General features: G+C 51.8%; 30 protein-coding genes. 7 read left to right on the top strand and 23 right to left on the bottom strand.

Features of this window, described 5'->3' with window-relative positions; genetic code table 11:
* The first annotated feature begins 209 nt into the window (after positions 1 to 209).
* The gene (pepD, locus tag WC1_RS19290; RefSeq protein WP_003031381.1) at positions 210 to 1,667 is read left to right on the top strand and encodes a cytosol nonspecific dipeptidase; all 1,458 of its coding nucleotides are present in this window, start codon (positions 210 to 212) and stop codon (positions 1,665 to 1,667) included.
* Between the two features lie 100 nt (positions 1,668 to 1,767).
* Here the strand turns inward: pepD and dinB are convergent, their stop codons facing one another.
* The 11 genes from dinB to lafA all read right to left on the bottom strand — a co-directional run bounded on the left by dinB (position 1,768) and on the right by lafA (position 11,018).
* The gene (gene dinB, locus WC1_RS19295; RefSeq protein ID WP_016149619.1) at positions 1,768 to 2,823 is read right to left on the bottom strand and encodes a DNA polymerase IV; all 1,056 of its coding nucleotides are present in this window, start codon (positions 2,821 to 2,823) and stop codon (positions 1,768 to 1,770) included.
* 66 nt (positions 2,824 to 2,889) lie between these two features.
* On the bottom strand, positions 2,890 to 3,531 hold the full coding sequence (locus WC1_RS19300) for a hypothetical protein (protein WP_003838789.1): 642 nt from the start codon (positions 3,529 to 3,531) through the stop codon (positions 2,890 to 2,892).
* A gap of 56 nt (positions 3,532 to 3,587) precedes the next feature.
* The gene (gene lafU / locus WC1_RS19305; RefSeq protein ID WP_016149618.1) at positions 3,588 to 4,586 is read right to left on the bottom strand and encodes a putative lateral flagellar export/assembly protein LafU; all 999 of its coding nucleotides are present in this window, start codon (positions 4,584 to 4,586) and stop codon (positions 3,588 to 3,590) included.
* Between the two features lie 2 nt (positions 4,587 to 4,588).
* Positions 4,589 to 5,452, bottom strand: coding sequence for a flagellar motor stator protein MotA (gene motA, locus WC1_RS19310; RefSeq protein ID WP_003843786.1), 864 nt, complete (start codon positions 5,450 to 5,452; stop codon positions 4,589 to 4,591).
* A 29-nt stretch (positions 5,453 to 5,481) separates the two neighbouring features.
* Entirely contained in the window at positions 5,482 to 6,198 is a 717-nt protein-coding gene (locus tag WC1_RS19315; protein ID WP_016149617.1) for a FliA/WhiG family RNA polymerase sigma factor, read from the bottom strand.
* Between the two features lie 20 nt (positions 6,199 to 6,218).
* Positions 6,219 to 6,689, bottom strand: a complete 471-nt coding sequence (gene fliL / locus WC1_RS19320; RefSeq protein ID WP_003843790.1) for a flagellar basal body-associated FliL family protein — start codon at positions 6,687 to 6,689, stop codon at positions 6,219 to 6,221.
* Positions 6,690 to 6,696: 7 nt separating this feature from the next.
* Entirely contained in the window at positions 6,697 to 7,869 is a 1,173-nt protein-coding gene (locus WC1_RS19325) for a flagellar hook-length control protein FliK (protein WP_016149616.1), read from the bottom strand.
* Positions 7,866 to 8,183, bottom strand: a complete 318-nt coding sequence (locus tag WC1_RS19330) for a hypothetical protein (RefSeq protein ID WP_003843792.1) — start codon at positions 8,181 to 8,183, stop codon at positions 7,866 to 7,868. Before WC1_RS19330 ends, WC1_RS19325 begins: the two co-directional genes overlap by 4 nt.
* A 4-nt stretch (positions 8,184 to 8,187) precedes the next feature.
* Positions 8,188 to 8,580 (bottom strand): flagellar export chaperone FliS, encoded by a 393-nt coding sequence (fliS, locus tag WC1_RS19335; RefSeq protein WP_003843794.1) that lies wholly within the window; start codon positions 8,578 to 8,580, stop codon positions 8,188 to 8,190.
* Between the two features lie 33 nt (positions 8,581 to 8,613).
* Positions 8,614 to 9,915: a flagellar filament capping protein FliD gene (gene fliD, locus WC1_RS19340; RefSeq protein ID WP_003843796.1), complete on the bottom strand. Its 1,302-nt coding sequence runs from the start codon at positions 9,913 to 9,915 to the stop codon at positions 8,614 to 8,616.
* A gap of 200 nt (positions 9,916 to 10,115) precedes the next feature.
* On the bottom strand, positions 10,116 to 11,018 hold the full coding sequence (lafA, locus tag WC1_RS19345) for a lateral flagellin LafA (RefSeq protein ID WP_003838793.1): 903 nt from the start codon (positions 11,016 to 11,018) through the stop codon (positions 10,116 to 10,118).
* Positions 11,019 to 11,589: 571 nt separating this feature from the next.
* On the opposite strand from lafA, the gene WC1_RS19350 reads away from it, so the two are divergent.
* Positions 11,590 to 12,540: a transcriptional regulator gene (locus tag WC1_RS19350; RefSeq protein ID WP_016149615.1), complete on the top strand. Its 951-nt coding sequence runs from the start codon at positions 11,590 to 11,592 to the stop codon at positions 12,538 to 12,540.
* Complete coding sequence (locus WC1_RS19355; protein WP_003838796.1) at positions 12,518 to 12,997, top strand: hypothetical protein; 480 nt, start codon at positions 12,518 to 12,520, stop codon at positions 12,995 to 12,997. The genes WC1_RS19350 and WC1_RS19355 overlap by 23 nt, the downstream gene beginning before the upstream one ends.
* Before the next feature lie 2 nt (positions 12,998 to 12,999).
* On the opposite strand, the gene WC1_RS19360 is transcribed toward WC1_RS19355, so the two are convergent.
* The 12 genes from WC1_RS19360 to flgB all read right to left on the bottom strand — a co-directional run bounded on the left by WC1_RS19360 (position 13,000) and on the right by flgB (position 23,057).
* Positions 13,000 to 14,001 carry a hypothetical protein gene (locus tag WC1_RS19360; RefSeq protein ID WP_016149614.1) on the bottom strand — a complete coding sequence of 334 codons (1,002 nt, stop codon included), beginning with the start codon at positions 13,999 to 14,001 and terminating at the stop codon, positions 13,000 to 13,002.
* Between the two features lie 25 nt (positions 14,002 to 14,026).
* A complete protein-coding gene (flgL, locus tag WC1_RS19365; protein WP_003843804.1) occupies positions 14,027 to 14,956 on the bottom strand; it encodes a flagellar hook-associated protein FlgL in 930 nt (309 codons plus the stop codon).
* Positions 14,957 to 14,973: 17 nt separating this feature from the next.
* A complete protein-coding gene (gene flgK, locus WC1_RS19370) occupies positions 14,974 to 16,350 on the bottom strand; it encodes a flagellar hook-associated protein FlgK (protein ID WP_016149613.1) in 1,377 nt (458 codons plus the stop codon).
* A gap of 98 nt (positions 16,351 to 16,448) precedes the next feature.
* Positions 16,449 to 16,751, bottom strand: coding sequence for a rod-binding protein (locus WC1_RS19375; protein WP_196809697.1), 303 nt, complete (start codon positions 16,749 to 16,751; stop codon positions 16,449 to 16,451).
* Between the two features lie 8 nt (positions 16,752 to 16,759).
* Entirely contained in the window at positions 16,760 to 17,881 is a 1,122-nt protein-coding gene (locus tag WC1_RS19380) for a flagellar basal body P-ring protein FlgI (protein WP_003843806.1), read from the bottom strand.
* 14 nt (positions 17,882 to 17,895) lie between these two features.
* Complete coding sequence (gene flgH / locus WC1_RS19385) at positions 17,896 to 18,561, bottom strand: flagellar basal body L-ring protein FlgH (RefSeq protein WP_003838808.1); 666 nt, start codon at positions 18,559 to 18,561, stop codon at positions 17,896 to 17,898.
* Positions 18,562 to 18,617: 56 nt separating this feature from the next.
* A complete protein-coding gene (gene flgG / locus WC1_RS19390) occupies positions 18,618 to 19,403 on the bottom strand; it encodes a flagellar basal-body rod protein FlgG (protein WP_003838810.1) in 786 nt (261 codons plus the stop codon).
* Between the two features lie 30 nt (positions 19,404 to 19,433).
* The gene (locus WC1_RS19395) at positions 19,434 to 20,171 is read right to left on the bottom strand and encodes a flagellar basal body rod protein FlgF (protein ID WP_003838815.1); all 738 of its coding nucleotides are present in this window, start codon (positions 20,169 to 20,171) and stop codon (positions 19,434 to 19,436) included.
* 9 nt (positions 20,172 to 20,180) lie between these two features.
* Positions 20,181 to 21,383 (bottom strand): flagellar hook protein FlgE, encoded by a 1,203-nt coding sequence (gene flgE / locus WC1_RS19400; RefSeq protein WP_003838817.1) that lies wholly within the window; start codon positions 21,381 to 21,383, stop codon positions 20,181 to 20,183.
* A gap of 26 nt (positions 21,384 to 21,409) precedes the next feature.
* Positions 21,410 to 22,276 carry a flagellar hook capping FlgD N-terminal domain-containing protein gene (locus WC1_RS19405; RefSeq protein ID WP_016149611.1) on the bottom strand — a complete coding sequence of 289 codons (867 nt, stop codon included), beginning with the start codon at positions 22,274 to 22,276 and terminating at the stop codon, positions 21,410 to 21,412.
* Entirely contained in the window at positions 22,276 to 22,707 is a 432-nt protein-coding gene (flgC, locus tag WC1_RS19410; RefSeq protein ID WP_016149610.1) for a flagellar basal body rod protein FlgC, read from the bottom strand. Before flgC ends, WC1_RS19405 begins: the two co-directional genes overlap by 1 nt.
* Positions 22,708 to 22,709: 2 nt before the next feature.
* On the bottom strand, positions 22,710 to 23,057 hold the full coding sequence (gene flgB / locus WC1_RS19415) for a flagellar basal body rod protein FlgB (RefSeq protein WP_003838822.1): 348 nt from the start codon (positions 23,055 to 23,057) through the stop codon (positions 22,710 to 22,712).
* Positions 23,058 to 23,139: 82 nt separating this feature from the next.
* Here flgB and flgA point away from each other — a divergent pair, with 82 nt between their 5' ends.
* The 4 genes from flgA (at position 23,140) to WC1_RS19435 (ending at position 25,813) form a co-directional block, all read left to right on the top strand.
* Positions 23,140 to 23,910: a flagellar basal body P-ring formation chaperone FlgA gene (gene flgA, locus WC1_RS19420; protein ID WP_016149609.1), complete on the top strand. Its 771-nt coding sequence runs from the start codon at positions 23,140 to 23,142 to the stop codon at positions 23,908 to 23,910.
* A gap of 96 nt (positions 23,911 to 24,006) precedes the next feature.
* The gene (gene flgM, locus WC1_RS19425) at positions 24,007 to 24,294 is read left to right on the top strand and encodes a flagellar biosynthesis anti-sigma factor FlgM (RefSeq protein ID WP_003838827.1); all 288 of its coding nucleotides are present in this window, start codon (positions 24,007 to 24,009) and stop codon (positions 24,292 to 24,294) included.
* Between the two features lie 12 nt (positions 24,295 to 24,306).
* On the top strand, positions 24,307 to 24,735 hold the full coding sequence (flgN, locus tag WC1_RS19430) for a flagellar protein FlgN (protein ID WP_003838829.1): 429 nt from the start codon (positions 24,307 to 24,309) through the stop codon (positions 24,733 to 24,735).
* A 133-nt stretch (positions 24,736 to 24,868) separates the two neighbouring features.
* A complete protein-coding gene (locus WC1_RS19435; RefSeq protein WP_016149608.1) occupies positions 24,869 to 25,813 on the top strand; it encodes a hypothetical protein in 945 nt (314 codons plus the stop codon).
* Positions 25,814 to 25,858: the final 45 nt, after the last annotated feature.

The following is a 25,858-nucleotide window of genomic DNA, read 5'->3' as shown; positions in this document are numbered from 1 at the left end:
ATAGGTTGCGCGAGATTATAGAGATCTGACGCACTAAAAACCAGTGTTTCGCGGAATCCGCGCCTCTTTTTGCATGCTTTATGCTAGCCGTCAGCGGAGAAAGTGGTATTCTCAATCGCATCGCGCAAGCCTGACTTGTGGTGTTTTTAATTCTGCTAACCCCGTGGCCTGCAAGCAAGTTTTGTAGGACATCGCCAAGGAGACTCAACGTGTCTGAACTGTCTCAATTATCCCCGCAACCGCTATGGGATATTTTTGCCAAAATCTGTTCTATTCCTCATCCGTCCTATCATGAAGAGCAGCTCGCTGAACACATTCTGAGCTGGGCCCAGGAAAAAGGTTTCCACGTCGAGCGCGATCAAGTCGGTAATATCCTGATTCGCAAACCCGCTACCGCAGGCATGGAAAACCGCAAACCGGTCGTTCTGCAGGCGCACCTGGATATGGTCCCGCAGAAAAACAACGACACCGTGCACGACTTCACCAAAGATCCTATCCAACCTTATATTGATGGCGAATGGGTAAAAGCCCGTGGCACCACGCTGGGTGCGGATAACGGTATCGGTATGGCGTCCGCGCTGGCCGTTCTGGCTGATGACAGCGTGGTACATGGTCCTCTGGAAGTGCTGCTGACCATGACCGAAGAAGCAGGTATGGATGGCGCGTTTGGTCTGCAGGCTAACTGGCTGCAGGCAGATATCCTGATCAACACCGACTCAGAAGAAGAAGGTGAGATCTACATGGGTTGCGCAGGCGGTATCGACTTTACCTCTAACCTGCCGCTGTCCCGTGAAGCAATCCCTGCTGGCTTCCAGAGCTTTAAGCTGACGTTAAAAGGCCTGAAAGGCGGCCACTCCGGCGGCGAAATCCACGTGGGTCTCGGTAACGCGAACAAGCTGCTGGTACGCTTCCTGGCGGGCCACGCTGAAGAGCTGGATCTGCGTCTGGTTGATTTCAACGGCGGTACGCTGCGTAACGCAATTCCGCGTGAAGCCTTTGCCACCCTGGCCGTGGCTGCAGATAAAGTTGATGCGTTAAAAGCGCTGGTCAACACCTATCAGGAAATCCTGAAAAACGAACTGGAAGCCAAAGAGAAGAACCTGGCTCTGCTGCTGGATGCCGTTACTCAAGACAAAGCCGCGCTGACCGCTGAGTCTCGTGACAGCTTTGTGCGTCTGCTGAACGCCACCCCGAACGGTGTTATCCGCAACTCCGACGTCGCCAAAGGCGTGGTAGAAACTTCCCTGAACGTCGGCGTTGTAACCATGACTGACGACAACGTTGAAATTCACTGCCTCATTCGTTCTCTGATCGACAGCGGTAAAGACTACGTGGTGAGCATGCTGGATTCACTGGGTAAACTGGCTGGCGCGAAAACCCAGGCAAAAGGCGGATACCCTGGCTGGCAGCCGGATGCCAACTCTCCGGTTATGCACCTGGTTCGTGAAACCTATCAGCGTCTGTTCAACAAAACGCCTAACATCCAAATCATCCACGCCGGTCTGGAATGTGGTCTGTTCAAGAAACCGTATCCAGATATGGACATGGTTTCCATCGGGCCAACCATCACCGGCCCGCACTCCCCGGATGAACAGGTTCATATCGAAAGCGTCGGCCATTACTGGACGCTGCTGACTGAACTGCTGAAGTCTATTCCGGCGAAGTAAGTCTGCGCTAAACGCCGGATGGCGCTGTGCTTATCCGGCCTACATGCTGATTTGTAGGCCGGATATAGTTTTTACGCAGCCATCCGGCAATACATCAACATCACAGCCCCAACAGTAGTTGCCTTTCCAGCTGTGGATCCAGCAGCGTGACGTGTAATCCCACCAGCCTTACGCCCCGCCCTCCCCGGCGTTCATTCCAGGTTTTGCGCGCCGTCGCAATTAAGTCATCTTTACTTAAGCGCGGCCAGACGTGCTCCTGCGTGGTTTGCTGAAAATCATTAAACTTGAGTTTTACTCCCTGCCGGGCGATCAACAGATCCGGTTTTACCTTGGCCAGACGTCGTTCCAGTTCGGGATATAGCCGCTCAATAATCTCCTCACATTCAGCCCACTCATGAATATCTTCTGCCAAAGTACGCTCGACGCCGACTGATTTGCGCAGTCTGTCATTGTTGACGTCGCGTTCATCAATGCCCTGGCTGCGTTCCCACAACACGCGACCAAACTTACCAAAACGTTTGAGCAACATGGCCAGATCGTATTTTTGAACATCCTCGCAGGTTCGCAACCCCATCGCTTCCAACTTAGCAGCAGAGACTTTGCCAACGCCGGGAATTTTGCCTAACGGTAATGTTCTGAGAAATTCAGGAACATCGGCAGGGGTAATCACATATTGCCCATTGGGTTTGTTGAGATCGGAGGCTATTTTTGCCAGAAATTTGACCGGCGCAATTCCGGCAGAGGCGGTTAACTGTAGCTCGGCAAAAATTGTCTGGCGGATCTCCTGAGCGATCAGCGTAGCTGAGCCATGGCAGTGAGTGCTGTCAGTCACATCCAGATAGGCTTCATCCAGCGAAAGCGGTTCTATCAGCGAGGTATAGCGGGAGAAAATAGCCTGAATCTGGCGGGAGGCTTCTTTATAGGCCTCGTAACGACCAGGTAATAACGTGAGATGCGGACACAGTTTTAACGCCATTCCGGTCGGCATTGCGCTACGCACACCAAATTTGCGCGCCGGGTAATTGGCCGTGCTGATGACTCCCCGACGTTCACGACTGCCGCCAATAGCAATGGGAATATCACGCAAGGCGGGGTTGTCGCGCATTTCCACCGCCGCGAAAAAGCAGTCCATATCGACATGTATGATTTTGCGCATGACTCACCTCTCACAACACTGTTTAAGTATACAGTATTTTTATGTTGTGAGAAGTCTGTTTATGCCTTACGCCGGACCATTCATGACGAAGCGTGCATCGCACAGGTAACGCACGATATCCGTGATCTTATGTTCTGCTGGATTACCCGCCGTACTGACAAAAAGTTTATTCACTTTGCGAATCTTTGCCCGCAGCAATTTTTCGATAGTCATCAGGCGAAATGCATCATTTTCCACGCAGAAAAGCTCATAGTCGCCCAGACGTTCTCCACAAATTTCACAATGATTCATCCAGTAACGTAGTCCGGTAGTTTTACTTTTATCCAGATAGTAATTGCTGGCTTTGATGTTCTTTTGTATCTCTTCAGGCAGAGAATTAATGTGGAACAGAAAGGTATTCCGTCGAATAGATTGCCAGCCTTTGCCATCCTGATCTTTTCTGATAAAGCGGGTAAACATCACCCCGTGAATATGGGTGAGCTGGTGGCAGCTCCAGCAGTGCATCTTCGAGGTAATCACCAGATAGTACGGCGCAACGATGTTAAAACTGTCGGTGTTGTAGACATAGTCACGAAGCCCCTCATTTAACACATGAGGTTCGGTGTACCAGATACCTGAAACCGGGTCGAAATGCGCTCCCTGACAAGCCCCATCAGTGACATTATCAGTATGAATATCCAATGGAATAATATGGGTTACATCTATCACATTACCTTCCTGAGGGATAATTTGCCCCCACGTTGCGTGGGGGGCGGAAAAGAGAATTAATGAGTGACGGGAACAGAGGGCTGACGTAAAGAAGTCACCTGCTTTTGTTTGTCCAGCTTATCAACCAGTGGCTGAACCACTTTCTCGCCGTGCTGACCAAAATATTGATACAGCGTATCGGAAGCACTTTGCGTTAACACCATGATCTCAATACGGCGGTTGCCTGCGCTTTCCGGGTTTTTGGCATCCAGCAGCATTTGGTCCGCCATGGCGCTAACCTGCATGACTTTATCCTGCGGCATGCCGGCATCTTCCAGCACGCGTCGTGCTGACAAAGCACGGTCGCCGGAGAGGTTCCAGTTGTTGTAAATGTTGCTCTTATAGCTCATCGCATCCGTATGTCCGGTAATGATGAGCTTGTTGTCCAGCGAGTCAAACACGGGGGTCAGCTCAACCAGCAGCGATTTAAAGAACGGCATAATTTTGGCGCTGCCGCGTTCAAACATATTCCGGTTCTGGTCATCTTTAATCAGTACGCGCAGCCCCTGAGGAACAATCTCCATCTCGAGGTTGGTTTCCATATGTGCATTGCGGGCAATGACGTTAATATCGGTCGCCAGCTCGCCCAATTCACGCGCTGATTTTTGCTTCAGCAACACCGCTTTTTCATTTACATCCAGCGCTTTTTTGGCGTTATCTTCTGTTATCCTCGCCGTCTCTTGCGGGGTAACCGTTTTATCCAGCTTGTTGCGCGTGACGTTTTTCTTCTGCGCACCCGGCGCTATCGGCTGCTTGCCCAGCTTGTTTAAAGGTGCCATACCGCCACCGTTAAAGATTGACTGGCCGTGCAGCGCCGCCACAATATTTTCTCGGTCAGCCTTGCTGACGCTGTTCACAATCCACAGCGTCATAAACAGCGCCATCATCGCCAGCGTAAAGTCAGCAAAGGCGACCTTCCACGCCCCGCCATGATGACCTGCATGATGCTTTTTAATTTGTCGGCGGATAATGGTGGTTTTCGCGCCGCGATCGCGACGATTTGGCCCCTTCCTCATGCTTATTCCTGCTCCAGCATCGCATTAACCCATGCATCCAGATTGGCGAAAGTGGGTTTAGAGGCCAGATGGAGAAGCTTACGGCCAGCATCGACCGCCAGTAGCGTCGGTTTACCGCCCGCTTGCGCCACCAGCACGGTACGTACGCATTCGAGCAGCGAATGCTCTGCCCGCGCCTGCTGTTCCATGGCGTTTGCCAGCGGGTCCATCAGACAATAACAGATAAATACCCCTAAGAATGTCCCCACCAACGCCGCCGCCACTTTCAAACCGATAAGCGCAATGGAGCCATCGATGGACTGCATGGTGATGATAATGCCCAATACCGCAGCACAAATGCCGAATCCAGGCATCGCCTCTGCGGTACGCTGCAAGGAGCGCGAAGGGGTTAACAAAGATTCTTCCGCGGTATCCAGTTCCTGATCGAGGATCCCTTCCAGTTCATGGGCATCGATTTTACCCATCGCCATTAGACGGAAGTTATCGGCGATAAATGTCACCAGTCGCTTCTGAGTCAGCACCAGCGGGTATTTCTGGAAAATGGTGCTTTCTTCCGGCTGCTCGATATGCTGATCCAGCATACGCAGACCGCCGTTTTGCACCATTTCCAGCAGCTCATACAGGCACATCAGTAGCTGACGCTGAAACTCCGGCCCCATTTTCTTTTTACTGATTACCCCTTTGATCTGGTGGACGATCTCTTTCAGTACATGTACCGGGTTACCAATAATCATCGCCCCCAGACCAGCACCGACGATAATAATAATTTCTGCTGGCTGCCAAATAGCAATTAACTGCCCACCAGCCTCAAAGTAGCCGCCAAATACGCAGCCCAAAACCACTAATAAACCAAAAATCTTTTGCATTACGTCCTCCGCATGTTGATTCGGAATTGTTAATCTGGATATAAACAATCACGAATCTTGTGCGTGATTTTTTTATTCATTTGACAAATTCGGGCTTCGGTCAGCCCTAATACCAGCGCGATCTCTTTTAAATTCATATCGTGTTGGTAATACATTGAGAGCACGAGGCTCTCTTTTTCGCTGAGTTGGCTCAGGGCGTAACTCAACATTTCCTGGGTGACGAATTGCTCCTCAAGCCCCCGCCCTTCGAGCGGTGCAATCGGCATATCGCCATTCAGTAATTCATCCAGACTGGCCAGCGTTTCTGCGCCTTCCAACTGTTGATATTCCTGATAATCCTCAGACGATAATCCCAGCCGGGACAACTCCTCCCATGAGGGTTCATGCCCAAGCTGTGTGCGCGCATCACGAATCAAATCTTTAATCTGATGGTATTTTTGCCGTAACTGGCGAGGCCGCCAGTCGAGACTGCGCAGCTCATCCAGAATTGCGCCACGTATGCGGTGAACAGCATAACCGGCAAAACCTTCGTCTGGCTGACCGTAGCGGCGAATCGCGTTCAGCAATCCCATCAGCGCCGTTTGTTCCATATCCTGCCTGTCCATAACGCAGGTACATTGCGGCGCAAGTTGACGCACCACTTTGCGCACCAAAGGTAGATAAGCCTGTAAATAATGGCTCTCTTGCTTTGGCGTGAGCACGGGCGTCGCATTAAAGTCTTCTGACTCGTAAGCATCCTGTATCATGTTATTTCCTGGCTTGTCGCTTATTGGAACACGACTTTTTTCACCAATATGTCCTTATAAGGTGTCGCCATTTTGCGTTTCGCTAATTCGACTTTCAGATTCTCAAATACTTTCTTTCTGATATCGGAGATCTTCAGCGCCCGAATATCTTCATATTTCATATTCGAAAGCTCATCTACGGTAATACTTTGATAGAGCGGTTCGTCCTTCTTAATTTTTTCAGCATCTTTCTCTGAATCAACGACCATTACCAGCTCAGCGACCATATAGCGATCGCTCCCTTCATCATCATGCAGCGTAACCACCGTTTCCGGCAGGGAGACAAAAATACTGCTGGATTCATCCTGGCTGTCTTCCGCTTCATGGGCAGGAACCTCTGCTGCAGCCGTAGTTCGCTTATTCATAGAATGATAAATGCCCCATCCTGCGCCCCCCGCAATACCCAGAGCCACAACGGAGCTGATCACACACGCGATAACAATTTTCTTCATTTTACTTTTACACTTTGATCAGAACGGATTCATTCCGTTGAAATTGAGGTTCATCATTGAGCACTAATGCCGACGTCACCTCATCCTGTTGATGACCTGACTGCTGTTTTTGCTGCTGCGATTGCCCCTCGGAAGAGACCTGAACATTGACTTCCATGAAGTTCTGCGCCGTCAGGTGCTGGCGTAGGTTCTCGCTAAATTGTTGCAATGAGCGGCAGACATCGCTCTGATTTGCGCCGATGTGAACCATCAGCTTGCCTGCATCCAGTTGCACGGCAATTTCAAGTTTGCCCAGCGAAGGGGGATCAAGACGAATGGTCGACACCTGCTGTTGCTGACCAATCTGGAACTGAATTCTGTCTTTAAGCAGCGCGGTGAGTTTCTCCCCGAGCTCCTCCGTTGACATCGTCACTGGCGAGGACGCTTGCGTCGACACGATGTTATGGTCAATCAGCGGATTCACCGGCTGATTTCCCTGCGCCGCGGTATTGAGCAAACTTTGCGTAGAGAGCGCCGGGTTAACCGTCACTCCAGCGTTTTTCCTCTCCACCACCGGACGAGGACTGGCGTTCTGGGTTGCTTTCACCCGAGCAGAAATTTGTTGGGTGGTCGAGAGTGACGCAGGCTCCGGCACAATCGCACGCAGATCCTGGGCGGAAAACGTCGCCAGCTTAGCCTGTTGATCCGGAGTTGCGGGCGGCAAATCCTCGCTGAGTGACGCCAATAACGTTTGCAGCTTAGGCGGCAGTGACTTTAAGTCAGTTGTATGCTGCTCAGCAGATGGCGTGGACGTTTTTTCCGGCTGGGCCATGGCGCTCGCCAGTTGGCGCAACAGTGATGACCCAGAATGGGTGGTTTGCACCTGCGCCAGCATTCTCAACATGTCGCCATCAGGCTGCTTTTGTAAATCGGCCGGGGCTGCCTGAGTCGGTTGCGCCAATAGCATCGCCAGCAATGCCTGCATGGCTGCCGGATTCGCGTCGTCTGGTTTATGTGCAGCCGCCGATGTCTGCTGATGGCTCAGTTTTGCTCCAATCAGCCGCTCAGCCGCGGCGTTAAGCCCCGACTGGGGTAAAGAAAATGTGCCGCTGCTTGCAGGGGCAGCCGACGCCGAAACAGTCGCCTTTTCCGGTGTGGCCTCTGCCGACGCACTGACCGAGGCCAGTAATACAGGATTCATGCCTTCTCCGAAATTAAATTAACCATTGAATACGCCAACATTCCTTCCTGGTTTTGCTGATGTTTATCCATTCGCGCTTTAAGTTCTTCCGCACGCTGAGTTCGTCGCGCAATCAGCGCTTCAAATGCCGAAAGCATGTTGTCTTTAACCTTGCGCAACGCGCTGACATCCGTTTCCCAGGCTTCATATTCATGAAAAACACGCATTACCTGCTGATGCAGGCTGGGTAGCCGCCGCCAACGCTTTTGATCGAGGGCGTCATTCATCTCTTTTACCAGGGCATAAAGCTGTTGTTGCTGGCGCTCTCTTTCCATCGCCTTACCCCAGTTTTGCCGACAGACCTTCCCAACCTGTGCGCAGATTCGTCAGGATCAGGATCACTTCATCAATTTTTTCTAACGACAATTCACCACTGGCTTCATACAGGCGATAGACGCAGTGGTCATAAAGTCGGGAGAGATTCACCACCAGCTCACCGCCGGTTTCAAACTCCAGCGAGCTGGTTAAGGCGTTGAGAATATCGATGCATTTATTAATGCTCTGCGCTTTACGCTCATAGCGTTTGTTCTCAATGTGGCTTTTGGCGCGTTCCAGTTCATCCATCAAACCGGAAAACAGCACCAGCACCAGTTCTAAAGGCGATGCAGCTGCCGTACGGGCAGCAAGATCCATCTCTTTGTATTGCGAATAACCATCCTGCGTGTCGTACATATTGACTCTCTATTCTTTTACTAAACCGGTCGCTTACATAAACGCGGCCATACTCACTTTCATGGTGTACGTTTCAATCAGCGTATTGGTGTACTCTTCCAGGTAGCGTTCGTAATTGGTGTTATAGGTTTCAGTAAGCTGATCGCTTTCGTCCTGGATTTTGCTCTGCTGATCCTCAATGTTGTCTTCACGCATAGTGATGATGCCGGTACTGGAGTCCAGATAGCTGTCCATCAGGTTATCCATTTGCGCGACCATGCTGTCATCACCGACAAAAATTGACGTCAGACCATCCGGGTTCGCTTCCATCGCTTCGTTAAACTTATCGGAGTCAATTTCTAAATGGCCGTCGGAATCGAGCGAGATGCCATAATCAACAATCGATACGCCGTCGTAGTAAGAGTGGGCGATATCGTCAAGTTGGTTGGTTAATGAACTGAGCCCGGCGTCACCCGCAAAAACACCAGGATTAGAACCATCACCGCCATTGCTGGTTAATGAATCTACTGTGTCGACAAGGGTGTTATAGGCATCAACAAAGGTTTGTACTTTTGCCTGTGAGGCGCTGGAGTCTTCTGCCACGGTAATCGTCGTGACATCGCTGGTATCGTCTGGATCGCTGACCTCCGTAAAGGTCATGGTCACACCGGGAATCACATCATCGAAGGTATTACTGCTGCTGGTGATGGCCGGCCCATCCTTACCTCCCAGATTAATTACAGCATCTTGTGGAGTCGTCATCGCAGTTTCCGGACTGGCAATGACCGTGCCATTAACTGTCGCCGTGAAACCACTTTGTGCGCCGGTAGTGTCAGACGTCAGCATAATGGTTGTCTGGCCATCTGTTTTCACCAGCGCAGCCGAAACACCCGGGTTGTCGTCACTACTATTGATAGCATCTACCAGCCCGGTGGCATCGATATAGCCATCACCGTCGCTATCGGCCGTAGAAAGATCGATCTCCATGCTGCTGCCATCTTCCATGGTCAGATCAAACGTACCGGTCGCCTCATAAAAATTGTCTGTCATCTGGAACGTAGACTGCTGACCCTGTGCCAACTTGCTGACATAAAATGAGTACGTTCCCGCCTGAGCTTCCGAGTTGGCAGAAACCGTCGCAGAGTCGTTATTCGATGTCGCCGAAAAGGTCAGTGGACCGTCTGTATCACTGTTCAAGGCATCAATAGCCGACTGGAAATCGGTTAATGCCGTGCTCAGCGAATCCAGCCCGCTGCTTTCAGCATTCAACTCTGCCTGCTGTTGTTGCAGGTTGGCGCTCTGCGTGGCGATATCGGCATAAGCTGCGGCTTTCGCCATAGTTCTTGGGTTGATCATGAATAACTCCGTGCGACGTTATCGTTGTTAAAGCAAAATGTATGCCAGTTTTTAATTTATTTGAAATCAATTAGTTACTAAGCACATGGAAATCGAATTTCCGTTGGACAGGAAACTTCCTGACTCCCCTTCTGCCGCTGAAAGCACAACACCGCCAGTCGGCGGTGTTGTGAATGGCGCAATTTCACCACAGAACAGAATTACTGCAGCAGGCTGGACACCATGCTGGACATGCTGTTGGACTGCTTCAGCATGGTGATGCCAGTTTGCATCAGCACCTGCTGTTGCGTCATGTTGGAGGCTTCCGTCGCGTAGTCGGTATCCATAATGTTACCGATCGCTACGTTAGTGTTGTCCTGCATGCTGGTCAGGTTGTTTGCGGTGTCGTTCAGACGGTTGATAGACGCGCCCAGTTTGGACTGGATCTTGGACACATCGTCCATTGCGGTCTGGATAGTGCTGATCATACCGTTAGCAGAACCAGAAGCGGTCAGCTCAGTACCACCAGAAACACCAGTACCAGCCTGATCAGAAGAGAAAGCATCACTGACAGCTGTCAGATCTGTCACCAGATCACCCAGCTGGCTGGAGATGTCCACGGTCATGGTGTCAGAAGACTCAGCACCCACCTGGAAGGTGACTGCGCTCTGGAACAGACCAGAAACACCGGTATTACTGCCAGATGCCGTACCGAACAGGTTAGTACCACCGTAGGTGGTGTTCTGCAGCATGTCAGACATCTGCTGGCCCAGTTCGTCGTATTCATCCTGCATCGCCTGCAGGTCGTCGCTGTTGTAGGTTCCGTTCGCTGCCTGCGTGGACAGGTCTTTCATGCGACCCAGCACGTCGGTCATTTCGTCAAACATGCTATCTGCGGTCTGCAGCATTGCGGTTGCGTCCTGAATGTTGCTCAGTGCAACGCCCATACCGTCGGATTGTGCGCTCAGGCGGCTGGCAATCTGTTTGCCTGCAGCATCGTCAGCAGAAGAGTTAATGCGGTTACCTGTCGCCAGACGTTCCATCGAAGTAGACAGGGATGCGCTGCTTTTGTTGATAGCGTTTACAGCTGCCATTGAGGCGGTATTAGTATTAATCGATAACATGGTACTGCTCCTTGGGAATAATCGTTTTCGTTTCGATACCCTGTAAAAACGACCACCCGTTCGGAAAACTTAAAGCACGGAGAAAAAATTTTTTCACTCGTTTAAAAAATCAGTTCAGGGGATATAAACAAACGCTAAGCGCTGCCTTTATTAGCATCCCGTGCTATTTTTCACCACACCTCACAACATAAGAATTAGCTCAATCAATTTTTAATTAAAAGATTATTAGAAATATCTAATAATGAAATGATCGCCGTCAAACATCGAACGTTAACGCCATGAAATTAATAAGATTATACCTAATCAAAAATAGTTTAACCTACATCACTCACGTCTATATTTACATTTAGTTGCAAATACAACGTACTTTTATATTGTGAGTCCAGGACACTTTCGTTACATTTTCAGTCCTTTTTCGGACAGAACAAAAAACACTCAACACCGATCAGGCTGCCACGTCTCATCCTGGCAGCCAGAAAAAGATATCTCAATTCCTTCAGAATTTTAATGCACTGATTTTTAACGGTGTGACATCAAGGATTTAAAAAATCTTGCACGGGTAGACAAAATCATGAGTATTGTAGTCAATAACTGGCGAATGGATTCTTCGCTTAATGCGTTAATCCATTGTGAGACTGGCGAAACGCGTCGGCTCGGCGAATACCATTTTATTCTGTTAGAGACATTAGCTAAAAATGCCGATGTCGTCTTATCGCGTTCGTTTTTAATGACCGCAGTCTGGAAGAATCGCATCGTCGGTGGAAATAGCCTGCCCACAGCCGTTCATGCCTTGCGCGTCGCGATCGATGATGATGGAAAACAACAGGAAATTATAAAAACGATCCCTAAAAAAGGGTATTTGTTTAATAAAAACTACCTGTCCGAAGATATTGACCACAATATTAATGTGGTTGATGGCATCGCCAGTGATGAAACCAAAGAGAGTGCTGTTTTATCTGCAAACAGCGTGCCTGAAGAAAGCGTGAGCACAAATCAGGGAGTGCCGAAAAAACTATCCACACCTTTATTAAACAATGAATTAGAGAAACCCGCGGATGCTAAAAGTCATCCTTACAGAGCCGTTCTTATCACCCTGCCCGTCATTATTATCGCGCTTTTGTTGTTTGTCCTGATGTCTGATTTTAAAACATCATCCGTCACGAAAACGGAAGAAACCCCACAGTTAGTAAAAGAAAATCTTGAGAGTGCCAGTCATGTTACGGTTTACCATCTTTACGACCCAGATGAAAAAAAAACATCGCCGTCTCTTTTCTCGCAACATATTCTCCCTGGAGTGCAACAAATCAATCAACTGTTGGTGACGCACAATGTCTCAATGGATTTGTATTACAGAGTGTCGCTGAACAAATTCGCACTTGATATTGTACTGAGCAATCAATGCAATGACAGTTGGCAGTTAGCATTGAATTTTAGTAGCTGGCTCAATAAAGATAATGAAATGAATAGTGTTTTAATTAAAGAAGTGGAGAAAATGTTAAATGAAATGCCAAAATGCAAATAGTTACTTCCTCTATCTTCTGGCTACTGTAACTTTATTTTTTACCTTCATGGCTCATGCACGCATTGAGAACACGGTCATTGCTAATTACGATCTTAATAGCGGCAAGAATGCGCATTACGCACTCATTATGAGCCCACAGGACAAAAACACTGCTCTGACGCTCGTCCCTCTGGACCAAAATAACAAAGCACCGTCAACATTTAAGATCTCAGCATGTATTAATCGTTACGCGGGATTGTCTAAACAGGGTGAGTTTCATTTTAGCGATGCGAAAGCCGATAAAAATGACTTTCGCTTATCAGATTTCAGTACCTTTATTGTTGAACACAATCTGCATGCCTGGTGGATTCATTTAAACCCACAGCAAAATTTGCTTTTTACTCAGGATGTTGGAGGCCTGTTAGTCACAGACCCCTCTGCATTTATATTCTCAACAACAGCATGCCAGCCAAACTAGAGCTAGCGTAATAGACTACGGACGGTCTGACTGGAAAGCCGGGCCTGTCCATTAACCGCTTGTGCTAATACCTGATAATTGTGATTAGCATGATCTAATACCCCACCGAGTGACTCTGAGGCTTTTACCGCACTTTCTGCCTGCGGAAAACGCGCCATACCGTCAATCAGTTGCCGGGCCTTCTCCTGCTGCGCGGCCATCTGCGCGCGCTGATCGCCAATAGCATCCAGCGCCTGTTGTAACCCATCCTGAGTGCGGGAACTGCCCTGCAATACGCTCTGCAGTAATTCGTCCGTACGGCAAGGATCGGCAAAAGTCGTCAGCTGCGTATACGCAGAAGACTTTGCGTCCATATCACGTACGCTCAGGGTTTGTTCAATCTGCGGCCACTCCTTTTCCGTAGTGGAGAAGGTCAGTGCGCCCTGTTGGTCATGCACCTGCACACCGACACGGCGCAGCGCGTTGCTCATCATCATTTTGTACTGACCGGGATCCAGATCTTCACCGACCACCACCGCAGAGTGCTGCGTTTGCCGTCCGTCAGAGACACTAAACATGCGCGAGCTTATGGCATTTTTTTGCAGCATCTGCGCCAGTTCAGGCGAGTGAAAGGTCACCCGCGCTTCGCCTTGCAATACCGGACGCAGCTGCCTGTCAACTGCGCCGCCGGATAATGCCGTGCGTTTATCCAGCCACTGGGTAAGCTCAGCGCCCTTTTGCTGCTGCGTCTGCCCGCCACGGCGCGAGGCATGGCGATAATCCAGCAAATGCTGTTCCAGTTGCCCCAGGTAGTGATCGGCCTGCTGCAGCGTGGTGAGCTGATCGTTGAGCTGCACACTGTAGCGCTGAGGCCGGGTGGTAATAAGCGGTGAGGCCGGGTAATCACTCGCCGTTGCGGGTAACTTTTGACGGACAGGGACATTCTGCGCAACGCTATGCTGTTGTACAGAAGGATTAAGCGCTCCGCTACCGGAGAGTGATGTTGTATTTAAACCGACCTGCATACTATTCCTGGGCTACTGCTCGCTGTTAAATCACACTGAAAAGGTTCAACTCACTCACTTTGGAGTAGGTTTTTAAAGTGGCTTCCATCGCCATTTCCAGACCGGTAAAGGTTATGGAAGCCGGGCCGTAATCCAGATCGCTCAGTTGACCAATCAGCTGATCGTTAGAGGTGGCGATATCCGTTTGCGCGCCGCTCAGCATACTCATCGTATTTTGCGTTTCACCGATGGTGGCAATAGAAGCATTGAGCGAGTCGGAAGCGTCATCCACCGTATTGATGGCATTTTCAATATCGCTTTGCACCTGCGGGTCGGCTGGGTCAACCGACGGATCCTGTAGCTCTTTCGACAGCGACGTCAGGGTGTTCAGCACGTCCAGGCTATCGCCGAAGAAATCACTGACCGCCACGTTGGTATCGACTTCCACGCCATTGGAAACCGTGGTCTGGCGATGATCGCCGTTCCCCTGGTAGGTATAGCTGTCGGTGACGCCATCACCGTCGTCGTCCACGGCGACAATCGGCGGCCGATCGTTGACCGTGCCGCCAAACACATAGTGCCCGTCTTCATCCTGGTAATTTAATGCCGAGACCATCGCTTCGGTCATCGACTGAATATCTTGCCCCAGGCTGGCTAACGAATCGGCGGTATTGGTGCCGTTCGCCGCTTCCAGCAGATCGTCGCGAATCGCCAACAGATCGTTATTCACGCCATCAAGGATCGACTCCTGCTGACTCATGCCCGCCGTCGCGGAGTCAATATTGCTCTGATACTGGTCGAGGGCCGATTGCTGGCGGTTAAGTTGCGTAATACGGGTCGCCGCGATTGGATCGTCAGACGGCAGCAGAATACTTTTCCCGGTCGCCATTTGCTCAACGACATGGGACAGATCGCTGGAGAGATCGTTAAAACTCTGCGTCATGGACACATAAGATTGCTGAGTAGACACACGCATATTCATTCCTCTCCAGGTTAGCTACACATTTCCAGCACAGAATCGAAAATATCTGCGCCCGTTGAGATAACTTTCAGGTTGGCCTCATAAATCTGCTGATAGGTAATGAGGTTCACCGCTTCTTCGTCCATGCTGACCCCGCTGACGCTGCTCTGCTGGGTCTGCGCTTCGGAGTAGACGTTGGCCGCCGCTTCGGCTTCCGTCTGGTTCTGCTGGCTGTAGATACCAATGTTGCTGATGATCGACGAACAGGCTTCGCCCACGGTCACGCTGCCCAACCCCTCTATATCCAACGGTTCGGTAGAAATATTGATCAGCGCCTGCAGGTTATCGCTGTTACCGCTTTCATCCGGCGAACTGGAAAACGCCAGCTCGTCGGCGGTGATATCGGGATTCACTTCCAGCGGGCCATCAGATGAATTTTCATCATAAATAAACAGCGGTTCGCCGGGATTTCCGTTCAGGTCATAGCCCTGCGCAAGCTGGGTGTTAACTGCATCGGCAAACTGCTCCGCCATGCTGTTAATCGTTCCCGTCAGCGGCGTCAGTACCTGATTTTGATAATCAAACAGCGCCCCCAGCGAGCCTCCGGTATCGGTATCCATGGACGATGTGGTCCCGGCAAAGGTCAGAGACATGCTCTGCGTACCGTCGGCGTTAGTCTCCAGTTCAATGGTGGAACTCTCCTGCCCGCTGACCAACGGCTGACCGTTTTGCAGCGTAACGTTGTAGTTACCTTCATCATCAATATTGACCTGCACGTCCATGATGCCGCTCAGTTGCTCCACCATCTGATCGCGAGCATCGTACAGCGCCGAGGCGTTATCGCCGTTGGCTTCAGCTTCCGCAATTTGCTGGTTATAACTGGCAATCCCGGTAGTCAGGGTGTTCACCTGCGCCACCATCGCCTGTTCCTGGCTGACGATCTCACTGCTTTGCGAGTCGATGTAGTCCAGCGTGTTATCCACACGCAGCGCCAGCGCACCGGACTCGCTGATCACCTGTTCACGCAGGGCGGAATCATCCGGGCTGGTGGTGGCTTCGTTTAGCGCGGCAAAAAAGTTGTCAAAACCGCCGCTCAGGCTACTGTTATCGTCGCTGAGAACGGTTTCCAGTTGCGTTAAATACTCCTGCTGGGTGTTGTAATAGCCGTAATCACTGGCGGCATACCACACCTGGTTCACCTGATACTGGTTAGAAACGCGGCGAATACTGTCCACCTGCACACCGTTACCCGCACTGTTGGCTGAACCGGAGCTGGCGCCAATGGTACTGGTGATGGCAACCTGCCGGGTATAACCGTCGGTCATGGCGTTAGCCGTGTTTTGCGCGGTTACATTAAGCTCCACCTGCGCCGTCGATGCGCCGCTGTAGCCAATATTAATCATGTCCATCAAAGAGTCCTCGCCGGTCAGTCACCCGGTCTGTCGTTAACAACCTTGCCGATTAAGAGCGGCGAAAAAACCACAGTTCTTAAGCCGCCGCGCAACCTTTATCCTTTGTGATGAGGGGAGAGTTGTTTGACGATCATCGCCGCAATGCCAATGCCGTGTTGTTGGGCAAGACTGTTGCACAGCTGATCGTCATAAAATCCCTGCATCATGCGTACCGAGTCGCTGTTAAACGGGTTGTCTTTTGAGTCGAAGATCTCATTGGTTTTACGCATCTCTTTCAGCATGTTGCGTAAGAAAATGGCTTCAAACTGATGAGCGGCTTTCTGTAAATCGTTATCTTTAATTTTCGGGCCCATTAACGCATCGCTGCCGTCAATGCCCCCGCTATGATTCACTTTGATGTCGGCCATTAAATCACCTCCAGATCGGCGTCCAGCGCTCCGGCTTCATGCAGGGCCTGCAAAATCGACATAATGTCGTCCGGCGTGGCGCCCAGGCTGTTAAGGGCGTTAACCAACGTTTTCAGACTGCTGGACTCTGGCAGACTGATCATTCCCGGGCGGGCATGATTCACCGAAATATTGCTCTGCGGCGTTACCGCCGTACGACCACCAGCAAACGCATTCGGCTGGCTGACGTTGCTGCTTTCATTGATGGACACCGTCAGGCTGCCATGCGATACCGCCGCCGCGTGCAGGGCAATGCCATCGCCCATCACCACTGTGCCGGTACGCGAGTTAAATACCACGCGGGCACGCACTTTTTCCGCCTGCACCTGGACGTCATCCAACTGAGACATAAAGGCGACGCGCGCCCCTGGACTGGTTGGCGCGCGGACGCTGACGTTGGTCGAGCTTTGCGCCGTCGCAATGCCGCCAAACGACGCGTTGATCGCCGCCGCAATATTGTTGGCATCTTTGAAAGAAGGACGTTTCAGATTAAGCGTGATGGTATCGCCCATCTGGAAATCACTGGGAATTTCCCGCTCCACGGATGCCCCATTCGGTATCAACCCGGCGGTGGGGGTATTCACAGTGACGCTGGAGCCGCTGGCCCCGGTGGCGTTCATCCCGCCGACCACCACGCTCCCTTGTGCAAGGGCGTAAACTTCTCCGTCAGCACCGTGTAATTGGGTGAGCAGTAATGTACCGCCGCGCAGGCTTTTGGCATCGCCGATCGACGAGACCGTGACGTCAATGGTTTGCCCACGCGAGTACATGGGCGGCAGCATCGCGCTGACCGCCACCGCCGCAACGTTCTTCACCTTCGGGTCGATTTTGCTCGGCAACTGAACGCCGAACTGACGCAGCATGTTGGTGATAGTCTGGTTGGTGAATTTAACCTGGTTTTTATCCCCGGTTCCGTCCAGACCGACCACCAGACTGTAGCCGACAAGTTGGTTTTCCCTGACGCCCTGGACGTTGACCAGCGACTCCAGAGATCGCGCCTGCGCCGCGCCAGGCAGCGCCAGACTCAGAGCAATAACGATGCCGTTTAACGCCTTCATCCAGCGCCCGCTTAAGTGTTGCATAGTAAAATCCTGCATTAGATCGGGAAGAGAGGATGGTTAAACAGACGCGTCAGCCAGCCCGCCGCATTGGCATCGCTCAATGCGCCACGACCCGCATAGGAGATACGCGCATCGGCAATACGCTGCGATGAGACGGAGTTGTCGTTCTGAATGTCATCGGCGCGCACCAGGCCGCTCAGGCGAATGTACTCATCGCCCTGGTTGAGGGTGAGCCATTTTTCACCGCGAATTTCCAGGATACCGTTCGACTGTACCGAGTGTACCGACACCGTAATTTCGCCACGTAAACTGTTTTGCTGCTGCGAGGTCGCCGTCCCGTTGAAGTCACGATTGGCGTCCACGGACGCGGAAAGGTTATCTTTGGTATGCCCAAAGAGGGTCGGCGCGCCAATATCCACGGTATTGTTCTTACCGAAATTGGTTTTCGCCTGTTTGCTCGACTGGGTAGATTCTTCCAGCATCACGGTCAGGATATCCCCCACCCGATAGGCGCGGCGATCCGCTGTCAGCGACCACTTGTAACCCGTTTCGAACACCCCTCCCGCGCGGCCATCCGCCGTTGGCGGTGCCTCGGTTTTGGGCGGAGCAAAGAATTCGTCATTTTTTTTGACCAGGAGAGCCTGCGATTCGCACCCGCTTAACAGGGGAAGCAGTACCATCAGCCAGAGATAATTTTTCACGTTCTGCCTATTTCTGCCGGATGGAGCTGTACCATCCGGCATTTCACATTCTTGAGTTACAGCGTCTGACTAATAAACTGCAGCATATCGTCTGCCGCAGAGACCATTTTGGCGTTCATCTCATAGGCGCGCTGCACGTTGATCATCGCCACCATTTCGTTGACGATATCCACGTTTGAGCCTTCCAGAGCGCTGTCCTGCAAAGTCCCCAGACCATCTTCCCCGGGAATACCTTCCGTCGGTTGACCACTGGCTGCGGTTTCCAGATACAGGTTGTCGCCTTCCGCTGAAAGCCCGGCCGGGTTAGCGAAGTTCACCAGCGTTAGTTGCCCCAGTTCGGTAGGGTCACTGTCGCCGGGCAGGATTGCCGTCACGGTGCCGTCTTCGCCAAAAGCCACATTAGTCGCGCCGGACGGAACGTCGATTTCCGGTTGCAGAGGTAAACCTTCGGAGTTAGTCAGCACGCCGTCGGCGTTAACCTGCATATTGCCGTCACGGGTATACGCAATATCCCCGTTCGCCTTTTGCACCTGCCAAAATCCCTGCCCCATGATGGCCACGTTCATCGTATTGTCGGTGGTTTCCACATTCCCTTCGGTGAAGGTTTTCTGCGTACCGACAATGCGTACACCGCTACCGAACTGCATTCCGGTCGGCATGATGTTGTTTTGATCGAGCATGGCGCCCGGCGCTTCCTGAGTCTGATAAAACAGATCCTGGAACATCACGCGGTCGCGCTTAAAGCCCGTGGTATTGACGTTAGCGATGTTGTTGGCAATCGCACTCATCTCAGCATCCTGCGCCGACAGGCCGGTTTTACTGATCCATAACGCTGCGTTCATAACACTTTATCCCTGATTAAAGACTACGGCTCAGGAGCCGCGTAGCAGCCTGTTGCCTGAGTCGCTGAGATCTTCAGCCGTTTTCATCATCTTGATTTGCGCTTCGAACTGACGGTTCATCGCAATGGACGACATCATTTCGCTCACCGCAGACACGTTACTGCCTTCCAGAAAGCCGCCGCTCACTTTGATGTTCTCATCGCGTTGTGCCGGTACGCCGTCCGCCGTCACCAGCATCCCCTCGCTATTTTTCGCCAGATTGGCGACCGGAATATCCACCAGCTTCAGGCGATCGATATCCATCGTGGCAGTGACATCGCCATCGTCAGGTGTGACGGAGAGCGTGCCGTCGCTACCGAAAGAGGCAATCGCATTCGGCGGTAAAATAATCGGGCCGTTATCCCCGAGAACAATGTTGCCGTCGATGGTCAGTTGACCCTGATCGTCCTGCTGGATATTGCCGTTGCGGGTATAAACTTCGTTTCCTGCTTTATCCTGCACGGCGATATAGCCGGTTCCCTGAATGGCGACATCGAGCGGACGCTCGGTTTTTTCCGCCACGCCGGTGCTGTCATTGACGCCGCTGGGACTCTCTTTCGCCATAAAACGCGTGTCGAAGCCACCGCCTTTGACTTTGTCATTACTCGCCATTGCCATATCCGCACGAAAACCATTGGTGTTGACGTTGGCGAGGTTGTTGGCGCTAATTTGCTGCTCCAGCAGCGTCTGGGTGGCGCCGCTTAGTGCGGTATAAATCAACCGATCCATTTCTTAGCCTTACATCGCCTGGAAGAGTGCCTGGTCCAACTGCGTACTGGTCGAAATCACCTTGGTGTTCGCCTGATAGTTACGCTGGGCGGTCATCAGGTTGACCAGTTCGTTGGTGATATCCACGTTGGAGCTTTCGAGCATGCCGGAGGAGAGCGTGCCACAAGAGCCGGAGCCAGGCGTGCCAATCAGCGGCGTACCGGATTCACCGGTCTGCACCCACGCGGTACCGCTTACCGCTTCCAGCCCGTTTTCGTCCGGGAAGGTGGCGAGTACAACCTGGCCCTGCAGCATACGTTCACCGTTGCTGTAGGTGGCGTACACTTTGCCGTCGTCATCCACCTGCACGCCGTTTTGCGTTGCGGAGGCATAACCGGTCGCGGAGTTGGTGGTCACCGAGAAATCAGAGCCGTACTGAGTACAGTCGGAGTAGTCGACGGTCATCGAGATCGGCGCGGCTTCATCGGTGGTAAAGGTGATGGTTTGCGGCGTGGTCGGAGAGGTCAGCTTGCCGGTATTCGGATCGAAGGTTAGCGTGGTTGGCGGTACACCAGTCTGCGCTTCACCATCAAAGGTGTACTGCACTTCCCAGGTGTTATCCGCGGTTTTGGTAAAATACTGGCTGACCGAGTGCTCGTTACCCAGAGAGTCATACACGGTGGTGGTGTAGCTGTCGGTATAGGTATCGCTGTTGTTGGCATCAAACTGCACGCTTGAGCGATCGATCGTTTCATCACTGGCGTCAAAGTTGGCCGTGAAGGTCATGCTGTCGGTCGCCTGCGCCGGAATGTTGCCGGTTTTAATCTGAATATCAGTCACGGTACCGGTTTGCAGCGTGCCGCTGTCATCCACCGGATAACCTTGCAGGTAATCGCCGGAGGCATTAACGATATAGCCGTTTTTGTCAGTCACAAAGGAGCCGGCCCGGGTATAGGAGATGTTCCCTGCGCTGTCGCACATGACAAAAAAACCATCGTCGTTGATCGCCAGATCCAGCGCATTGCCGGTAGAGACCATCGAGCCACCGGTGGAGATGCTTTGCGCGGAACCCGCCACGCTCACGCCCATCGCCTGCGTCCCGGCGTACATCGCGGAAAACTGAGTGGTCATTGATTTATAACCGACCGTCCCGGAGTTCGCGATGTTGTTACTGATTCCGTCCAGTTGTTCGTTAACGGCGTTTAGCCCCGTCGCTGCAATTTCATAACTCATTGTTTCTTCCTATAATGTAAACTAAATCAGAGCACTGTATTGCTGTCGGCGTTATCGCTGCCGTCGTCAGTGTCAGGCGGCGTGGTGTCATCGGTGCTGTCCGGTACGCCAAACTGGGTGATCATGGTGAATGGCACTTCGCCAACGCCGTCAACGTTGAGCACCGGCGTGCTGCCATCGAGCGGAATACGCACATCTTCCACTTTGCCCGTCACCTCAATCGGCACTTCTTCTTCCCCGGTATTGGTCACCACAGATACGCTGTAATCGCCCGGCGGGATGCCGTAATCCGCAGGATTGATGTCGAAATCCACCTGGCCGGGTCCGACGGAGGTTTCACCTTCCGGAATCAGCGACACGGTGTAGTCATCACCCGCTTCATCGGTGAAATGCAGATCCACATCGGTACAGCTGTCATCCAGCGTGACGCGTCCCTGAATGTCCTTGCTGTTATCTTCGATATCCAGCGAGGTGGTTTGCACCATAATGTCGTCGCCGACCATATTCCCCAGCGCCATCACCTGAATGTTGCTCATCAGCACGGCGTTGGTATTGGCCTGAACGCTCATCTCTTCCATCATCGCTACCTGCGCCATGGAAGAAAGCTGGTCGATATAGGCCGTTGGGTCGGTCGGATCGGTAGGATCCTGGTTTTCAATTTCGGCTACGAACAGCGTCAGAAACGTGTCGACCGCGGACGTTTCCGTGGACGTTGTCGTCGTCGGTGTGCCGCTGGTTCCACTGGTATCGGTGGTTGACGAGGTAGAGGAAGAGCTGCTATCCCCCAGGTTGTTGCTTTGCGCCGTGGCGCTCACAGTATTTTCAGCCACCGTCGTCTTCTCCTGAGAAGAAGCCAGCGCCTGAGATTGGGCATACAGAGCCAGGGTATTCATTACACTTCTCCCAGTTTGAGTAAGCTTTGCTGCATACTTTTGACGTTATTCAGCACATCAACATCAGTTTCAAAATCACGTGACGCGGACATCATGTCGGCCATTTGCTCGACCACGTTGACGTCCGGGTACCAGACAAAACCGTTCTGATCCGCCATTGGGTGATGCGGCTCATAACGCTTCACCGCCCCGCCACTTTGCATCACGTCCTGCACTTGCACGCTGGCGCCATCAATGCCGTGACGGTTGTTTGCGTCAATCAGGCTATTGTTGTAAACCGCAGCAAAAACCGGGCTGCGCGCTTTATAGGCCTGCGCCTCGCTGCTGGCAGGAGATTCCGCATTCGCCATGTTGCTGGCGACGGTATTCAGACGGATGGTTTGCGCCGTCATCGCCGAGCCGGAAATCTGGTAAATATCAGTAAACGACATGGTTATTTTCCTTCGATGGCTTCTTTGATTCCGCTAAGTTGCAGATTCAAAAAAGTCAGACTGCTTTGATAATCCATACTATTTTGTGAAAACCGGGCCTGCTCGGTATTCAGTTCTACGGTATTGCCATCCTCTGAGGGCTGCATCGGCACCCGGTATTTCACGTCAGCCTCAGGCAAAACATTTGTGTGACTTGCCCGTTGCATCTCAGCGGCAAAATCAATATCTTTGGCTTTGAAATTTGGTGTATCGACGTTTGCCAGATTCGCAGTCAGTAGCTCGGTCCTCTCAAGACGTAACTTCACTGCCTGCGGATGTACACCCAATGCCTGCTGAAAACTGATTCCCATTTCTTGCATCACTCCTGCGTAGATATCGCCATTACTAGCAATAACCATGCCAACTTTTAAGTGATTGATGAGAAATGACTTTATGAAACTACCCTCCTACGTAAGGAAGCCTTCTTTCCCCTTTGCCGCGGAGATAATGCTGGCTTTATGCTGCGTCTTACCCGTACATGCCGCCGTCCATCCCATTCAGCACAGCGCCCGGGAACAGATCAACGCACTGGTTCTGACTGCCGCCGGTCATGAAATCGACACACTGGCGCACAAACAGCAGTGGCAGGACTATCGCTACACGTTCAATATCTATATCCCCTCAGCCGTGAGTACCAGCGCGCTATGCGCGTCGGCGCCACAGATCACCTCCAGTGCCTCCCCAGAAATGGCCTTGTCACGAATGAACTTTATGGTGACCTGCCCAGGCAATGCGGGCTGGAAATATAACGTTGCAGTGCGCCCCGACGTGTCGGTGCCGGTAGTGATGCCAAAGTCGTTGATTGCCCGAGATGCGGTGATTACAGCCGACGACCTGCAGCTTAAAAAATTCAATATCAGCAACCAGCGGGAAGGGTTGATAACAAATATGGATGAAGCAATTGGCCTCACCAGCAAGCGTGCCCTGCAACCGGGTAAACCAATTACCCGTAGCGAGCTGGTTCAGCCCGTATTGGTTAAACGCGACCAGCCAGTGATGATCGTCTCCCATATGGCTGGCATTACCGCCTCAATGCCGGGCGTGGCGTTGAAGAATGGTCGTAAAGGGGATGTGATAAAAATTCGTAATAGCAGCAGCCAGCGGATCATCAGCGGTGTGGTGGACGATACCGGCGTGGTCACCACGTTAACGGCTGAGCAGTGAAGGGATTTTTTGTGATGGGATTAAAGTTTTCCTCTATTGCCGCCGCTTTTAGTCAATAACAGATAACCAACCCAACGGAATATGTACGAGGTTGCTATGAAAATTACCCCGAGTCTGCCTGGCAATCGCCCTGCATCGACAACCGAACAGGCACGTGCAGACAAGAGCAGCGTGCAGACGAGCACGTCCAGTTCCGCATCGCTTTCCGCCGATGATATTACTCAGGCGGGATTGCAAACGGCGCAGCAAACGCTGAACAGTGATACGCAAAGTGACGTTGATTACGACAAAGTGGCGCAAATGCAGGCCATGCTGGCCTCAGGCGATTTGCAGGTTGATACCGATCAACTGGCTGGGGACATGCTCAGCTTTTTCCAGAAATAAGAGGCTACAACAGTGAGCACCAGGCTACAGCAGGTGAAAACTCTGCTTCAGGGCATTCGTGAAGACGGAACGCGGTATGACGTGCTCAGACACCAGTTGGAACAACAACGTCTGTGTATGATCCGTCGCGACAGCGACAAGCTGCTGGCCATCAATGAACTTATTCAACAGCATTATGAGCAGTTGCAAAACAGCAGCCAACAGCGCCGTTCGATCCTGCAACTGCTGGGCGTAAGCGTCAATCGTGCAGGAATAGAGCAGGTCTTTAGTTGGTTGCCGGGCGTGCAGAAAAGTGCCGCAGAGGGCTGGTGGCAAAGCCTTGAGCTAAAAGCGAAACGCTGCAAGGCGTACAACGAAAAAAACGGCGATCTGCTGATCCGCCAGTATGAATTTATTCAGGCTTTTTTAGGTACCGAGCCGGATTTTATTTACCAGCGCTAAACGCCCTTCCCTGACGCGGAAACCTGCTTTCCGCGCTTCACCTAACTAATTGATATAAATGAATTAAAATTCAGGCATGGATATTGCAACGTCATAAACAGATTTTGAATATTGGGATTGCTGAGAACAGATTATGAGTATGATTGATTGTTATGAACCTGACTTTGTCCGGTTGTTTTTATCCCGCCATCCGGATTCCGCTTTACGGGTTAACCTGTGCTGGAAAACGGAAGTGCGTCAGAGTCTGGTCTTAACCGATCCGGCCAGCTGTCAGGCTGCATTAGGCGATCCCAATACCTTTGTCTTGCATCATTCAAAATGTGCGGCCAACCCGGACAGCCCGGCGCTATCCCCACGCGATCAGGTATTGAATCAATCCGCTCTGCATACCATCACGCTTCCAGGTTTATCGCTGGAGCTGCGCCTGTATGCGCTGGGGATCATGCTCTCTTTTTCCGAAAAATGCCCAGGCGATAGTGAAGCGGTGCTGGAAAAGCTGGCATCGTTGCCACAGATCCTCGCAGGCCATGTACAGGAAGGAAAACTGCAGGAGCAATTTGCGCAACTGCCCAGCCTGCCACAGCTACAGCGTGAATTAATTACCCGTATGGGCAGTTGTGAATTCAATTGGGATCTGCTGCCGGAAAGTACGCGTAAACTCACATTACCTCTGCAGGTCAGCCTGCTGATGCTGCAGGATGCGAACAGTGAAGCCATGCTTCAGCAGCAGTTACAGGATCAGTGGCTGCAGACCTGGGAGCGCCATTTCGCTCAAGAAGCATGGATTTTCAGCAACTATCTGATTTATCGCTTGTACCACGACACCTTCCCACAGCATGAGAGTGAAAGCACACTGCAGCGTTTCTTCTGGCTGGCGGCTGACGTCTTTATGATTCGCACTCTGTTTTGCCTGTGGACGATGGATGATTCTGCGCTAAACCATGACGAAATTTACGCCCTTTTCGCGTTGTTTGAAGCGTGGCGCAACGGCGAGAATGCCCATTCGTTACGTCAGCATATTCTGGACATGCTGCCGGGAGATCCACTGCTCTCGGCGTTCTCCCTGATAACACGTTAGTGCCTGTTGGCCGGGCGAATGCCCGGTCCTTTTTCGAACCGCGAA

Source organism: Citrobacter sp. KTE30, from assembly GCF_000398825.1.
In the GTDB taxonomy this organism is placed as follows: domain Bacteria; phylum Pseudomonadota; class Gammaproteobacteria; order Enterobacterales; family Enterobacteriaceae; genus Citrobacter; species Citrobacter freundii.
Note: the sequence above shows the minus strand (reverse complement) of the source record. Positions and strands in the feature narration are given on the sequence as shown.